This window comes from Siccirubricoccus deserti, from assembly GCF_014283215.1.
GTDB classification, from domain to species: domain Bacteria; phylum Pseudomonadota; class Alphaproteobacteria; order Acetobacterales; family Acetobacteraceae; genus Siccirubricoccus; species Siccirubricoccus deserti.
Genome location: NZ_JACOMF010000004.1, coordinates 111,817 through 126,516, shown reverse-complemented (window position 1 = coordinate 126,516; position 14,700 = coordinate 111,817). Strand labels below are relative to the sequence as shown.

Annotated in this window: 10 protein-coding genes; 5 read left to right on the top strand and 5 right to left on the bottom strand. The window is 73.2% G+C overall.

Features of this window, described 5'->3' with window-relative positions; translation table 11 throughout:
• Positions 1-121: 121 nt before the first annotated feature.
• From H7965_RS05280 to H7965_RS05270, 3 genes are read right to left on the bottom strand one after another with little or no spacing between them, the layout of a single operon-like run.
• Complete coding sequence (locus tag H7965_RS05280) at positions 122-454, bottom strand: DHCW motif cupin fold protein (protein ID WP_186769500.1); 333 nt, start codon at positions 452-454, stop codon at positions 122-124.
• Positions 451-3,546: an efflux RND transporter permease subunit gene (locus H7965_RS05275; RefSeq protein ID WP_186769499.1), complete on the bottom strand. Its 3,096-nt coding sequence runs from the start codon at positions 3,544-3,546 to the stop codon at positions 451-453. The genes H7965_RS05280 and H7965_RS05275 overlap by 4 nt, the downstream gene beginning before the upstream one ends.
• 50 nt (positions 3,547-3,596) lie before the next feature.
• Entirely contained in the window at positions 3,597-4,745 is a 1,149-nt protein-coding gene (locus H7965_RS05270; protein WP_186769498.1) for an efflux RND transporter periplasmic adaptor subunit, read from the bottom strand.
• Positions 4,746-5,025: 280 nt separating this feature from the next.
• Between H7965_RS05270 and H7965_RS05265 the strand changes: the two genes are divergently transcribed.
• The 5 genes from H7965_RS05265 to H7965_RS05245 are packed head-to-tail and all read left to right on the top strand — an operon-like array spanning position 5,026 to position 13,678.
• Positions 5,026-10,131, top strand: coding sequence for an alpha-2-macroglobulin family protein (locus H7965_RS05265; RefSeq protein WP_186769497.1), 5,106 nt, complete (start codon positions 5,026-5,028; stop codon positions 10,129-10,131).
• Positions 10,131-12,119, top strand: coding sequence for a penicillin-binding protein 1C (gene pbpC / locus H7965_RS05260; RefSeq protein WP_186769496.1), 1,989 nt, complete (start codon positions 10,131-10,133; stop codon positions 12,117-12,119). Before H7965_RS05265 ends, pbpC begins: the two co-directional genes overlap by 1 nt.
• A gap of 37 nt (positions 12,120-12,156) precedes the next feature.
• Positions 12,157-12,651 (top strand): YaiI/YqxD family protein, encoded by a 495-nt coding sequence (locus tag H7965_RS05255; RefSeq protein WP_186769495.1) that lies wholly within the window; start codon positions 12,157-12,159, stop codon positions 12,649-12,651.
• The gene (locus tag H7965_RS05250) at positions 12,648-13,319 is read left to right on the top strand and encodes an RluA family pseudouridine synthase (protein ID WP_229682473.1); all 672 of its coding nucleotides are present in this window, start codon (positions 12,648-12,650) and stop codon (positions 13,317-13,319) included. The genes H7965_RS05255 and H7965_RS05250 overlap by 4 nt, the downstream gene beginning before the upstream one ends.
• A complete protein-coding gene (locus H7965_RS05245) occupies positions 13,316-13,678 on the top strand; it encodes a hypothetical protein (protein WP_186769494.1) in 363 nt (120 codons plus the stop codon). Before H7965_RS05250 ends, H7965_RS05245 begins: the two co-directional genes overlap by 4 nt.
• A gap of 9 nt (positions 13,679-13,687) precedes the next feature.
• On the opposite strand, the gene H7965_RS05240 is transcribed toward H7965_RS05245, so the two are convergent.
• Both H7965_RS05240 and H7965_RS05235 read right to left on the bottom strand, forming a co-directional pair.
• Positions 13,688-14,221: a hypothetical protein gene (locus H7965_RS05240; protein ID WP_186769493.1), complete on the bottom strand. Its 534-nt coding sequence runs from the start codon at positions 14,219-14,221 to the stop codon at positions 13,688-13,690.
• A 97-nt stretch (positions 14,222-14,318) separates the two neighbouring features.
• Positions 14,319-14,663, bottom strand: coding sequence for a hypothetical protein (locus H7965_RS05235; protein ID WP_186769492.1), 345 nt, complete (start codon positions 14,661-14,663; stop codon positions 14,319-14,321).
• Positions 14,664-14,700 lie beyond the last annotated feature (37 nt).

Genomic DNA, 14,700 nt, shown 5'->3' with positions numbered 1-14,700 from the left:
CCATCGGAACCGGGCACCTCCCTGCGCCTTCCTCGGCTTTGCCGCGGAGGCCGTGCCGGTGCGCCGGTCCAATGGGCCATCGGGTCCCCGCAATGCCGCGCGGCGGCTTCGTGGAGAGCTTTCAATCCACGATGAAGAGCTTCGCCCCGGTGCGGGTGGAGGAACGGTGCGCGGCATCGCCGAAGTCGGAGACCTGGTAGCTCATCCCTGGCCGCAGGGTGAACCGCCTGCCGTCGCGCAGCTCGGTCTCCAGCTCGCCTTCCAGCACGTAGAGCACATGGCCGCGGTCGCACCAGTGGTCGGCGAGATAGCCCGGCGAATACTCCACCTGGCGCACCCGCAGCTCGCCGATGTTGAGCGTTCGCCACAGCGCCTCGCCGGTCTCGCCGGGATGGCGGGTCGGCGTCACGCCGGACCAGTCGGTGACGGTGAAGGGCAGGGTGGGGATCTTCATTCCGCGGGCGCCGCCTGGGCCGGTGCCTGCCGCCGCCGGGTGGTGAAGCGCCGCGCCATGCCGTCGAAGCCAAGGTAGAGCACCGGCGTCACGAAGAGGGTCAGCACCTGGGAGACGGCGAGCCCGCCCACCACCGCGAGGCCGAGCGGCTGCCGCAACTCGGCCGCGGCACCCCAGCCCATGGCGATCGGCACCGCGCCGGCGCCGGCCGCCAGCGTGGTCATCAGGATCGGCCGGAACCGGACGATGCAGGCCTCGCGCACCGCATTGAAGGCAGGGGCGCCGGCGCGCTGCCGCTGCAACGCGACGTCCACGATCATGATGGCGTTCTTCTTCACCAGCCCGATCAGCAGCAGCACGCCGATGACCGCGATGACCGAGAGGTCGAGGTCAAAGAACCAGAGCGTGACAAAGGCCCCGAGCGCCGCCGCCGGCAGGCCGGAGAGGATGGTCAGCGGGTGGATCAGGCTCTCGTAGAGCACGCCCAGCACCACATACATGATCAGCACCGCCGCCAGCACCAGCATGCCCTGGCCGGCCAGCGCCTGCTGGAACACCTGCGCCGCGCCGGAGAAGCCGGTGACGACGGTGGGCGGCATGCCCATCTCGCGCTCGATCTCGCGGATGGCGTTCACCGCATCGCCAAGCGCCACACCCGGCGGGGTATTGAAGCCGATGACCACCGCCGGCAGCTGGCCCTGGTGCGAGACATTGAGCGGGCCGGAGCGCCGCTCGATCCCGGCCACCGCCGAGAGCGGCACCAGCCGGCCGGAGGCCGAGCGCAGGTAGAGCTTGGCCAACCCCTGCTCATCCCGTTGATCATCCGGCAATGCCTCCATGATCACCGGATAGGCGTTGGCCTGGCCGTAGATGGTGGAGATCTGCCGGGCGCCAAAGGCGGAGAACAGCGCCTGCCGGACCTGATCGACCGAGATGCCGAGCGTCGTCGCCCGGTCGCGGTCCACGTTCACCTGCACCACCGGCGCGTCGAGCTGGAGGTCGGTGTTCACATCCTGCAGCTGCGGCAGCCTCTGCAGCCGTTCCTCAAGCCGCGGTGCCCATTCGTAGAGCTCGTCCAGCCGCAGCCCCTGCAGGGTGTAGAGGTATTGGGTGCGGGTCTGGCGGGCGCCGAAATTGATGTTCTGGATCGGCTGCATGAACACCCGCAGGCCGGGGAACTGGTTGGCCTGCCGCCGCAGGTCCTGGATCACGTGCTCGACCGCCGGCCGCTCCGAGCGCGGCGTCAGCTCGACGAACAGCCGGCCCTGGTTGATCGAGATGCTGCCGCCGGTGGTGCCCAGGTTGGAGACCACGTTGGTGACGTGGGGGGAGGCCCGCAGCATCTCCACCAGCCGGTTCTGCAGCAGCGTCATCGCCTCGATCGAGGCGCCGCGCGGCCCTTCGGTGTTGACCACCAGCAGGCCGGTGTCCTCCACCGGGAAGAAGCCCTTCGGGATGACCGTCGCCATCCAGCCGGCGGCGCCGCAGGAGAGCAGGAAGACCACCCAGACCAGCGGACGGAAGCGCAGCGCGTAGTCGAGCACGAAGGCATAGGCCCGCTCGATGCCCTGCAGCCCGCGCTCCAGCACCCTCTCGACCAGCCCGGGCTTGCCGTGGTGGCCCTTCAGCCGGCTGGCCATCAGCGGCGTCAGGGTCAGCGAGACGACGCAGGAGGCGATGACCGCGAGCGAGACGGTGGCGGCGAAGGCGTTGAACACCCGCCCGACGACGCCGCCCATCAGCAGGATCGGCAGGAAGACCGCGATCAGCGACAGGGTGATCGAGAGGACGGTGAAGCCGATCTCCCGGGCGCCGCGGATCGCCGCCGGGATCGGCGCCATGCCTTCCTCGATGTGGCGGACGATGACCTCCAGCACCACGATGGCATCGTCCACCACCAGCCCGACGGCGATGGTCAGCCCCAGCAGGGTGACGTTGTCGATGCCGTAGCCCAGCACGTACATCAGCCCGAAGGCGACGCAGAGGCTGATCGGCACCGCGACCGTCGGAATCAGCGTCGCGGTCAGCCGGCGCAGGAACAGGAAGCAGACCAGCACCACCAGGCCGATGGCAATCACCAGACTCTCCTGCACGTCATGCACCGCGGCGCGGATCGAGCGCGAGCGGTCGAGCATGACGGCGACCTCGGCGCCCGGCGGCAGGGAGGATTGCAGGGCCGGCAGGCTGGCCTTCACCCCATCCACCACATCGACGGTATTGGCGTCCGGCTGCCGCAGCACGGCGAGGATCAGCGCCCGCTGGCCGTTGCGCCAGGCGGCAATGCGCTGGTTCTGCACCCCGTCCACCACCTCGGCGATCTCGTTCAGCCGGACCGGCGCCTGGGCGCGGCCGGCCACGACCAGATTGCCGAAGGCCGCGGCATCCTGCGGCTGTTCGTTGGCGCGGAGCGTGAGCTGCTGGCGGTCGCCGGTCAGCAGGCCGACCGGGGTGTTGGAATTCGCCTGGGCGATGGAGGCGGAGACGGTATCGAAGGTTAACCCCATGGCGGCGATGCGGTCGGGGTCCAGCCGCACCCGCACCGCATAGAGCTGCTCGCCATAGGTCTGCACCTGGGCGACACCCGGCACCCGCGACAGCGCCGGGCCGATGATGGTGCTGGCGATGTCGTTCAGCCGGTACAGCGGCGTGTCGTTGCCGGTCAGCGCCAGCAGCACCACCGGCGCATCCGCCGGGTTCACCTTGCGGTAGCTGGGCGGGATGGTCATGTCGATCGGCAGCCGCCGCTGCGCCCGGGTCATCGCCGCTTGCACATCCTGCGCCGCCGCGTCGATGCTGCGGCCGAGGACGAATTGCAGGGTGATCTGGGTGGTGTCCTGGCCATTGATCGAGGACATCGCCTCCAGCCCGGCGATGGTGCTGAATTCGCGTTCCAATGGCAGGGCGACGCTGGTCGCCATGGTTTCCGGGCTGGCGCCGGCGAAATTGGCGAAGACGGTGATGACCGGGAAATCGACCCGCGGCACGGCGGCCACCGGCAGCCGCGTATAGGCGATGATGCCCGCGACCACCGCGGCGATGGCCAGCAGCCCGGTCATCACCGGCCGGCGGATACACAGTTCGGAGATATTCATTCCGTCCGCCTTCCTGCGCTACCGAGTCTGGGCTTTGCCGATCTTCTGGACTACCGCGCCGCCGAGACGCGTTGCGCCGTCGCCGGGACATTGGGCGGGGCATTGCGTTCCACCGCCCTGGTACCGTCGGTGACCCGCTGGGCACCGTCGACGATCACCTTCTCGCCGGGCTGGATCTCGCCCCGCACCACGGCGCGGTTGCCGAGGGTGCGCTCCAGCGTCACGCTCCGGCGCCGGGCGGTGCTGTCGGCGGTCAGCACGAAGACGAAGCGGCCCTGCTGGCCGGTCTGCACCGCCGCGGTCGCCACCGTCATGGCGTCCTCCTGGCTGCGCGGCGTCAGCGTCACTTGGACATACTGCCCGGGCCAGAGCTGCGCATCGGCATTGGCGAAACGCGCCTTGAGCAGGATGGTACCGGTCGTCGTGTCCACCGCGCTGTCGACGAAGATCAGCTCGCCCTCGGGCGCCGGGGCGTCGTCCTGCTCGGCGCGGACCTGGACCCGGGCCGAGCTGCGCCGCACGGCAGCGCGGATCTCCGGCAGCCAGCGCTCGGGCACCGCGAATTGCACCAGGATCGGGTCCATCTGGGTCAGGGTGGTGATGGCGGTGCTCTCCGCCTGGCGGACGAAATTGCCGACCCGCAGCGGCAGCGCGCCGAGCCGGCCGTCGATCTCGGCGGTGATGGTGGCGAATTCCACCTGCAGCCGGGTCTGGGCGATCAGCGCCTCGGTCGCCCGCACGGTGGCGGCGGCGGCCAGCGCATCGGCCTGGGCCTGCTCGAAGCGCTGCTGGGAGGCGAAGCTCTCGCCCCGCAGCGACTGGTAGCGCTGGGCATCCGCGGCGGTCCGCGCCGCCTGCGCCCGGTCACGCGCCAGCTGGGCCTCCTGCTGCGCCAGGATCGCCTGGTTGAGCCGGGCGTCGAGGGAGAACAGCGGCTGGCCGCGGCGGACCATCTGGCCTTCGGTGACATGCACCTGGGTGATCTGGCCATCGACCCGGGTCCGCACCGTGACCACGGATTCCGAGGCGACGATGCCGTTGGCGAGGATCTCGATCGGCACCGCGCCCTGCTGCACCGTATCGGTGGTCACCGGCACGCCGCCGCCGGCCTGCTGGGCAAGCGCTGCGGTGGCCGACAGCAGCGCCAGCATGGCGGCGATCAGGGCAGGCGAGAGCAGCGGCATCAGGCGACGTCTCATTTCTGTCCCATCCTTCGCGCCGTAAGATGCGGCCGTCTCCGCAAACGAGATGGCGCAGACCGCGCATGCTTATACGGGCGAGCCGGTCTGCACCCATAGACCGAAGTTGCGGCTGGCCGATCACCACCGGTCGATAACGGAATGAAAGCAGCAACTCCCGTGCCGTGTGACGCCACCGTCGCGGTTCGGCAAGGGTTGTGCGGCGTACAGGGTTTTCACGTCGGCGTAGAGACTACCCGGCTATGCTGCGGCCGGACTCGTTGAAGAGGGCTCCGCCATCATGCGTCTGCTGCTCCTGCTCCTCGGACTTCTGCTCGCCGCGCCCGGCCTCCGTGCCCAGGGCTTCGACTTGCCGGGCGTTTCGAATGATGCGGAAGCCTATCAGCGCGACCTTACCCGCCGCTTTCCGGCCGGCGCCACGGCGGCGCAGAAGGTCGCGGCGGAAGAGCGCGCGGCGGCGGCCGAGCGGCAAGGCAATTGGCCGGCCGCGGCCCAGGCGTGGGAGGACCGGATCGCCGGCGGCGACCCGCGGCCGGAGCATTGGCTGGCATTGGGGCGGGCGCAGCTGCGGAAGACCCCCCCCGAGGCCGGCCGGGCGCTGCAGGCGGCCTGGATGAACTTCCAGCAGGCGCCGGCGGGCGCGCCGGAGATTCCCTCGCTCCTGCTCATGGCCGAGGCATTGCAGCGGCTCGACCGGCCGGCGCAGCAGCTCCAGGCGCTGGCGGCGGTGCTTGAACGCGCCCCGGACGACCTCCGCTACCGGCAGATGCTGGCCGAGGCCCGCCGCGCCGCCGGGCTGCTGGTCGCCCGCATCAACACCGAGGCGGAGAGCGAGCCGGCCCGCGCCTGCCTCAGCTTCACCGTCCCGCCCGCCCGCCGCACCGACTGGCAGCCGCAGGACTGGGTCCGCGCCGACCCGCCGGTGCCGGGGATGGCGGTGGTGCGGGAGGGCGACCAGCTCTGCATCGCCGGCCTGCCCCAGGGCCAGCCCACTCGGCTGGTCCTGCGCGCCGGGCTGCCGGGCGAGGACGGGCTGCGGCTGAACCGCGACACCGTGCTGCGCGTTGCCATGCCGAACCGCCGCCCGCGCATTATTTTCGATGCCAGCAGCTTCCTGCTGCCGCGCGGTCAGGCGCCGCGGGTCGGCCTCGCCACGGTGAACATCTCGGCGCTGAACCTCCGGGTGGTGCGGGTGACCGAGCGGACCCTGATCCCCTTCGGCCGGCAGTCCTGGACGGTGGGCGAGACGATCGAGAGCTGGACCGCCGACGACATGGCCGACAGCTGGGGCCGGGTGGTCTGGGAAGGCCGGGTCGACCTGCCGGGCTTCGAGGCCAACCGGCTGCAGCGCCATGCCCTGCCGCTGCCCGAGGGGCTGCGCGCCGCCGGCTCCGGCCTCTACGCCCTGGTGGTCAAGCCGGCCGATGGCTCCCGCGGCCGGGCCGCGGCGCTGCCGGTCATCGTCACCGACCTCGGCGTGACCGCCTGGCGCAGCACCGCCGGGCTGGCGGCGCAGCTGCGCGGGCTTCAGGCCGGCAGGCCGCTCGGCGGCGTGCGGGTCCGGCTGCTGGCGATCAACAACGACATCCTGGCCGAGGCGGAGACCGGCGCCGACGGGCTGGTCCGCTTCGCCGCCCCGCTGCTGCGCGGCCAGGGGCCGATGGCGCCGAAGGCGCTGCACGCCACGCTGGGCGACGACTTCGTGCAGCTCGATCTTGAGGCCGCCTCCTTCGACCTCTCCGACCGCGGCGCCACCGGGGCCGAGCACCCCGGTGCCATGGACGCCTTTCTCTGGCTCGACCGCGGCATCTACCGGCCGGGCGAGACGGTGCAGGCGGCGGCGCTGCTGCGCGATGCCGGCGGCGCCCCGCTCGACATCCCGGCCCGCTTCAGGGTTCGCCGCCCGAACGGCAGCGTCTTCGCCGAGGCGGTGCCGGCGCGGGAGCCGGGGGCGGCCATCCTCTGGCCGATCCCGCTCGGCCTCGGCGCCCCGGCCGGGGTCTGGACCCTGGAGGTTCTGGCCGACCCCAACGACCCGCCGATCGGCAGGACCGAATTCCGCGTCGATGCCTTCGTCCCCGAACGGCTGGAGGTGACCGCCGGCCGGGCTCCCGGCCCGCTGGCGCCGGGCCAGCCGCTGGTGCTGCCGATCAATGCCCGCTTTCTCTACGGCGCCCCGGCGGCCGGGCTGACCGGCAGCGCCGAGTTGCGGCTGCAGGCGCTGCGCTCGCCCTTCGAGCAGTACAAGGACTACCTCTTCGGCCTGGTGGACGAGCAATTCTCGCCCGACCTGCTGCCTTTCGAGATCGAGGCGCTGGATGCCCAGGGCCAGGGCAGCCTGACCCTCTCCGTGCCGCAGCTGCCCGACACCACCCGGCCGCTGCGGGCCGAGCTCGCCATCGCCATCGACGAGCCGGGCGGTCGTGCCTCCCGCACCGCCCTGACCTTGCCGGTGCGCGGGGGGCAGCGGATGATCGGCGTGAAGCCGCTGTTCGCCGACCTCGCCATCGATGCCGATGCCGAGGCGGCGTTCGAGGTCATCGCCCTGGACCCCGAGGCCCGCCCCATCGCCGCGCCGCTGCGCGCCCGGCTGGTGCGGGAGCGGCCGGACTGGCGGATCGTCACCCGTGGCAGTCAGGCCCGCTACGAGACGGTCTGGCGGGATGAGGCGGTGGACAGCGCCGAGCTGCAACCAACCGTCGGCGCCCTGGCCCGCTTCGCTCGCCGCCTCGGCTTCGGCCGCTACCGGCTGGAGGTTTCGGACCCCTCCGGCCTTGCCATCACCTCCATCCGCTTCCGCGCCGGCTGGGCCGGGGGCGAGACGCCGGAGGTGCCGGACAAGGTGGACGTCGCCGCCGACCGCCGCGCCTATGCGCCGGGCGAGACGGCCCGCCTCCGCATCACCCCACCCTTCTCCGGCCCGGCCAGCATTGCCGTGCTGACCGACCGGCTGGTCTCGATCCGAGACATCGAGGTGGCCGAGGGCGGCACTGAGGTGGAGGTCCCGGTCGATGCCGCCTGGGGCCCCGGCGCCTATGTCGCGGTCACCGCCTTCCGCCCGGGCGAAGCCCGGCAGGGCCACCCAGGCCGGGCGCTTGGCCTGGCCTGGCTCCAGCTCGACCCCGCCTCACGGCGGATCGAGGTGGCGATCGAGACCCCCGCCCGCATCACCCCGCGGCAGCGGCTGGCGGTGCCGCTGCGGCTGACCGGGGCGGACGGGACCGCGACTCTCACCCTCGCCGCGGTGGATGAGGGCATCCTGCGGCTGACCCGCTTCGCCTCGCCCGACCCGCTGGCGCATGTGATGGGCAAGCGCCGGCTCGGCGTCGATATCCGCGACGACTACGGCCGGCTGGTGCCGCCGCCGGAAGGCGAACTGGCGATGCTGCGGCAGGGCGGCGACGAGTTCAGTCTTGGCGCCATCGACATCCCCCAGCGCACCGTGGCGCTGTTCACCGGGGCCATGCCGGTGGCGGCCGACGGCACGGCGACCGTCACCCTCGACATCCCGGATTTCGCCGGGGAGCTGCGGCTGATGGCCGTCGCCTGGGCCGGTGACAAGGTGGGTTCCGCCAGCCGCCCGGTCACCATCCGCGACCCGGTGGTGGCCGAGGCGCTGCTGCCGCGTTTCCTGTCGCCTGGCGACGAGGCGCGGCTGCCGGTGCTGCTGCATAACCTGGACCTGCCCGCCGGCGAGATCACCGCCACCCTGACCGCCGAGGGCGCCATCACCCTTGCTGGCCCGGCGCGGCTTTCGGCAACCCTGGCGCCCAACCTCCGCGCCCTGCCGGCCTCCGCGCTGCGGGCGACCGGGGCGGGGCAGGGGGTGCTGCGGCTCGCCGTCGCCGGGCCGGACGGGTTCCGGGCGGAGCGGGAGGCCCGCATCACCATCCGTTCCTCGCGCCCGGTCACCACCGAGGTGGTCTCGCAGAGCATTCCGCCAGGGCAGGAGGCGAAGCTGGACTTCACCCCCGCCCGCTGGCTGCCCGGCACCATCCGCGCCTCCGCCAGCTTCGGCGGGGTGGTGCGCTATGACGCGCCGGGGATGCTGCGGCTGCTGGATGGCTATCCCTTCGCCTGCCTGGAGCAATCCGCCTCCCAACTGCTGGCCTTCGCCGGCATCCCGCCGGATGGGCTGGCGGCGCCGGACCGTGCCGCGCGATTGCAGCAGGCGGTGGAGCATGTGCTGAACAAGCAGCGCTACGACGGCGGCTTCGGCCTGTGGTCGGCGCAGGGCGAGACCCAGTACTGGACCGGCGCCTATGCGGTGGAAGGGCTGCTGCGTGCCCGCCAGGCCGGCGCCGCGGTGCCGGATGCGGCGCTGGAGGATGCGCTGCGGCAGATCCTGGAACAGGTCGAGGACGGCACCCCGGACACGCCGGAGGAACGCGCCGCCCAGGCCTACCGGCTGCATGTGCTCTCGCTGGCCGGCAGGCCCCGGCTGGGCGCGGCGCGGCGGCTGCTGGAACAGCTGGATGAACTGCCGACGCCCCTGGCCAAGGCCCAGCTCGCCGCCGCCTTCGCCCGGGCCGGCGACCAGCCGCGCGCCGAGCAGGCCTTTGCGAGTGCCCTGGCGCCACAGGCCCGGCGCCCCTGGCTCTACGATTACGGCAGCGCGGAGCGCGACGCGCTCGCCATCGCCACACTGTTGAAGGAGAGCGGGTTGCTGCCCGACCGCATGGCGGCGTTGCAGGCCCGGCTGCCCGGGCCGAACTTCCTGCCCCAGGCGGCCAATACCCAGGAGCAGGCCTGGGCGGTGGCGGCCGCCGTCGCGCTCGGCCGGGACGGCAGGCCGGCGCGAGTCGTGGTGAACGGGCAGGAACAGCCGCCGGCGGTGCAATTCGCGGTGGCGCTGGACGCGCCGGGCGTGGCCCGCAACCTCTCCGATGCGGCGGTCTTCGCCAGCACCTCGGTCACCGGTATCCCGGCGCAGGCGGCGCCGGCCGGGCGGGCGGGGATGCAGGTCACAAGGCGGTTCTTCGCCCTGGACGGCCAGCCGTTGAACCTCGACCAGCTGCGTCAGAACACCGTCTTCGTGCTGCTGCTGGAAGGCCGGGCCGAGACGCGGGAGGCGCATAGGGCGATCCTCCAGCAGGGGCTGCCGGCGGGGTGGGAGATCACCGGCCGGCTCGCCGCCGGCGAGGTGCCGGGCATGCCCTGGCTCGGCACATTGAGCGAAACGGTGGCCACCCCGGCGCTGGACGACCGTTTCGCCGCGGCGCTCGACCTCACGCCGGAAGCGCCGGAGTTCCGCCTGGCGGTGCGGCTGCGGGCGGTGACGGCCGGGCAGTTCGAACTGCCGGGCGCCCAGCTTGAGGACATGTACCGGCCGCAGACCTTCGCCCGGCAGGCCACCGGGCGGATCACGGTGCAGGCGGTGGATTGATGCCCGCGGGCGGCCCCGGCAGGACCGGAACGTGGCTGCTGGCGGGGCTGGGGCTGGCCGGGGCGGCGCTGCTGGCGCTGGCCGCCCTCGACCGGCTCCTTCCACCCAACCTCGCCCGGCTGGCCATCGCCGGGACCGAGGTGCTGGACCGGGACGGCCGCAGCCTGGCCGTGCTGCCTGCCGCCGGCGGCACCTGGAGGCTGCCGACCACCGTGACCGATGTGCCGCCCCATCTGCTCGACCTGCTGATCGCCGCCGAGGATCGCCGCTTCCGCCACCACCCCGGCGTCGATCCGCTGGCACTCGGCCGGGCGGCGCTGCAATGGGCGCGGGCGGGCCGCATCGTCTCCGGCGGCTCAACCCTGACCATGCAGGCGGCGCGGCTGCTGGAACCCCGGCCGCGCACGCTGCGCAGCAAGGCCATCGAGATCCTCCGCGCCCTGCAGCTCGAAGCCCGCTACACCAAGGATGAGATCCTCGGCCTCTGGCTGACCCTGGCGCCGATGGGCGGCAATCTCGAAGGCGCCCGGGTCGGGGCGCTGGCCTGGTTCGGCCGCCCGGTCGGCCAGCTTGACCCCGCCGAGGCGGCGCTGCTGGTCGCCATCCCCCGCCGGCCGGAGGCGTTGCGGCCGGACCGCCACCCGGACGCTGCCCGCAGCGCCCGCGACGCGGTACTGACTGAGCGCGCCCGCGCCACCCCCGGCATCAGCGCGGCCGATACCGTCCGCGCGTTGGAGGCCCCGGTGCCGCTCGTCCGCCAGCCGCTGCCGCGCGCCGCGCCGCATCTGGCCCGCGCGCTGGCCCGCGGCGCCGATGAGGCGCGCATCCCGACCACCCTCTCCCTGCCGGTGCAGCGCGCGGCGGAGGCGATTGCCGAGCGCGTGCTGCGCGAACTGCCGGAGCGCGCCTCCCTCGCGCTGATCGTCGCCGATCTGGAGAGCCGCGAGGTCCGAGCGCTGGTCGGCGGCGACTTCGCCGCCGAGAGCCGCGCCGGCATGCTCGACCTGACCCGCGCGGTGCGCTCGCCCGGCTCGGCGCTGAAGCCGCTGCTCTACGCCATGGCCTTCGAGGCCGGAGTAGCGGCGCCGGAGACCCTGCTCGCCGATCTGCCGCGCCGCTTCGGGGGCTATGCGCCGGAGAATTTCGACCGCGGCTTCGCCGGCCGTATCACCGTGGCCGATGCGCTGCGGCAGTCGCTGAACCTGCCGGCGGTGGCGCTGCTGGCGGAACTCGGGCCGCTGCGCTTCGCCTCGGCGCTGAAGGCCGCCGGGGCGGTGCCGCGGCTGCCGCCGGGGGCGGATCCCTCCCTGCCGCTGGCGCTGGGTGGGCTCGGCACCACGCTGCGGGAGATGGTCGCGCTCTATGCCGCACTCGGCGATGCCGGGCGGGCCGCGCCGCTTGTCTACCGCTTCGGTCCGCCAGTGGCGCCGCGCCCGGTGTTCGAGCCGCGCGCCGCGGCGCTGGCGGCCGGCATATTGGTGAACCCCTTTCCCGCCGGTGGCCCGCCCGGCATCGCCTGGAAGACCGGCACCAGCTGGGGTGGGCGGGATGCCTGGGCGCTGGGCTTCGACCAGCGCCATGTGGCCGGCGTCTGGGTCGGCCGGCCGGACGGCACCCCCTTGCCAGGCGCGACCGGCGCCCGCACCGCCCTGCCGATCCTGGCCCGGCTCTTCGAGCGCCTGCCGGCGGCGCCGCGCCCGCCGCTGCCGACCCGCGCCGCGGCCAGCCCAGCCCTGGCCGAGGCGGTGGACCGGCTCCGCCTGGTCTTCCCGCCGCCCGGAGCGGTGCTGCAGGAGGGCGGGCCGCATGTGACGCTCCGCGCCAGCGGCGGCCGCCGGCCGCTGACCTTCCTGGTCGATGGCCGGCCGCTGCCGGCCGAGCCAGCCAAGCGCGAGGCCGCCTGGGTACCCGACGGACCCGGCTTCTACCGCGTCACGGTGCTCGACGCCGAGGGCAGTGCGGCGCGGGCCGAGGTGCGGGTGCGCTGAGCTTGCGGCCGGCCGGCCCGCCCCCCATGGTCCCCGCATGACGATTCTCTACATCGACGGCGACGCCTGCCCGGTGCGGGAGGAGGCATTCCGTGTCGCCACCCGGCTCGGCCTGGAGGTGAAGGTGGTCGCCAATGGCTCCCGCCCTGTCCGCCCGCCCAATCTGCCCAATGTCGAGATGGTGCTGGTGCCGGAAGGCGCCGATGCGGCGGATGACTGGATCGCCGAGCGGATCACCCGCGGCGATGTCTGCCTTACCGCCGATATCCCGCTGGCCAGCCGGTGCCTCGCCAAAGGCGCGCGGGCGCTGGGCTTCAAGGGAAGGCCCTGGACGCCGGACAATATCGGCGGTGCGCTGGCCGGCCGCGCCGTGGCGCAGGAGTTGCGGGAGCGGGGGGTGAACACCGGCGGACCGGCGCCGCTGACGAAGGAGGACCGGTCCCGCTTCCTCGCCGCGCTGGATGCCGCGGTGGCGGCGGCACGGCGCGATCTGGCGGCACCGCCGCCGCGTGCCTGGGTCGCCTTCGAGTGAGGCCAGCCCCCCTCGGCGACCCCGCCCGCTTGCTGTTGCACCGCGACGAGCGGCTGCTGATCCTCGACAAGCCGGCCGGGCTGCCGGTGCATGCCGGGCCGCGCGGCGGCGCCTCGCTGGAGGATTTTCTGCCGGCGCTGGCCTTCGGCAAGAAGCGGCTGCCGCAGCCGGCGCATCGGCTGGATACCGACACCGCCGGCTGCCTGGTGCTCGGCCGGACCAAGCCGGCGCTGGCCGAGCTGGGCGGGTTCTTCGCCGCCGGCCAAGTGGCGAAGACCTATTGGGCGGTGGTGCGCGGCGGACCGGCCGAGGCTGCCGGCGAGATCGACGCGCCGCTGCAGAAGCGCAGCACGGCGAAGGATGGCTGGCGCATGGTGGTGGATGCCGCCGGTCAGCCGGCGCGGACGGAATGGCAGGTGCTCGGCCGCGGCGATGACCTCGCATGGCTGGAGCTGCGGCCGCGCACCGGGCGGACCCATCAGCTTCGGGTGCATTGCGCGCATCGTGGTTGGCCGATCCTCGGCGACACGCGCTACGGCGGCGGCGAGGGGCGTTTGCACCTGCTGGCCCGTGCCATCGCCCTGCCGCTGGACCCGCCGGTGGCGGCCGAGGCACCGCCGCCTCCGCATATGCTGGCGGCGCTGCGCCGCTGTGGCTGGCGCGGATGATCCCGCTGGCCGTGCTGCTGCTGCTGGCCGCCCCGGCAGCGGCGCAGCGCCCCGGCTGCGGCTTCGGCCTGGGGTTGGAGGCGCTGGGCCAGGCGCAGCGCAGCCTTGGCAGCCCGGCCGGCTCGCTTTCGGAAGGCCGGGTTATGGCGGGCGCGGCGGCGGGCGCCCTGGGCGAGGCCGCCGGCCGCTTCGCCGGCTGTGGCTGCACCCAGGCGGCGGGCGATGCGCGGGAGGCGGCAGGCCTGGCCGAGCAGGCCACGGCCGAGCCGGCGCTGGAGCGGCTGCGCCGGCTGCTCGACCGCGCCGGCTTCTCCGCCCGGCTCGTGCACGAACGGCTGGAGCGCCGCGGCTGCGGCTGATCCTGGCGATCAACCGATGAGCGCGACGCTGCCATCCAGCGCCATGATGCCGGTGACCACGCCGAGCCCCGGCTTGCGCCGGCCGACCTCGGCCCTGAAGGCGGCCAGCGCCTCGGCATGGCTGGCGGTCTCGGCCGCCGGCGTGGCGACCCCGGCCGCGCCGAAGGCCAGCCTGGCGGCGCCGCAATCCCGATGCGTCAGCCCGACCACACGCTTGATGTTGTGCAGTTGCACGGTGATGTTGAGGTTGTCCCAGAAGGTCGCGTGCCAGGCGGTGAAGCGCGGATGCACTGCGCCGATCGGCCCGCCGGCGACGACGAACTGGCTGTAGCGGTCACGCATCTGCTGCGCGCCCATCCAGGCTAGGCTGGCGCTGGTGAACCGTGGGTCGATGCAGTTCACCAGCATTGCCTCGTAGTCGCCGTCGGCGGCACGGGCGCCGGTGGCAAGCATCAGGCCGGCGCCCAATCCGAGCAGGCTGCGGCGCGGCAGCGCGGCGCAGCCGTAGGCGGGGGATGCGCGGCTGGTGGCGGGACGAGGCATTGGAACATGGCGGGTCTTCCTGGACAGGATGTCCAGGGGGCATAACTATTGCGCAACGATCTGGCGCATTAATTAGCTGAAGTACGGCGCGCTGCGTTTACCGCTGCGGCTCCAGATGTGGCGCGGGCAGCGGTGTGCCCGGCGGGGTAAGCTGGCGCGCAATCGCGTTGAGGTCCTCAAGCTGTCGCCGTTCACGCTCGGCGTCGGCGGCCACCCCGGCGGCGCGCTGGCGCTCCTCCACCGTTTCGCGCCCGAAGGGCACGCGCCTGCCGTCCTGGATCGGACCGCCCCGGGTGAGGCTGCCGGGGGAAGGCTCGCCCGCTTCGGGGGGCTGGCCGGGCTGACCCCAGGCGGGCTGGCTCAGGCCGGATGCCGTCACAACGGCCAGCGCACTGAGGCTCAGCTTTGCCAAGACGAGCAGTCCCAGATGACGCGAGCGCATCGGTGTCTCCCTCGCATGTCCTGCAGGAGAACGCGGA

Excerpts from the sequence above, each read along its gene's own strand:
- H7965_RS05280 (WP_186769500.1), bottom strand. The coding sequence starts at position 454 with ATGAAGATCCCCACCCTGCCCTTCACCGTCACCGACTGGTCCGGCGTG.
- H7965_RS05275 (WP_186769499.1), bottom strand. The coding sequence starts at position 3,546 with ATGAATATCTCCGAACTGTGTATCCGCCGGCCGGTGATGACCGGGCTG.
- H7965_RS05270 (WP_186769498.1), bottom strand. The coding sequence starts at position 4,745 with ATGAGACGTCGCCTGATGCCGCTGCTCTCGCCTGCCCTGATCGCCGCC.
- H7965_RS05265 (WP_186769497.1), top strand. The coding sequence starts at position 5,026 with ATGCGTCTGCTGCTCCTGCTCCTCGGACTTCTGCTCGCCGCGCCCGGC.
- pbpC (WP_186769496.1), top strand. The coding sequence starts at position 10,131 with ATGCCCGCGGGCGGCCCCGGCAGGACCGGAACGTGGCTGCTGGCGGGG.
- H7965_RS05255 (WP_186769495.1), top strand. The coding sequence starts at position 12,157 with ATGACGATTCTCTACATCGACGGCGACGCCTGCCCGGTGCGGGAGGAG.
- H7965_RS05245 (WP_186769494.1), top strand. The coding sequence starts at position 13,316 with ATGATCCCGCTGGCCGTGCTGCTGCTGCTGGCCGCCCCGGCAGCGGCG.
- H7965_RS05240 (WP_186769493.1), bottom strand. The coding sequence starts at position 14,221 with ATGCCTCGTCCCGCCACCAGCCGCGCATCCCCCGCCTACGGCTGCGCC.
- H7965_RS05235 (WP_186769492.1), bottom strand. The coding sequence starts at position 14,663 with ATGCGCTCGCGTCATCTGGGACTGCTCGTCTTGGCAAAGCTGAGCCTC.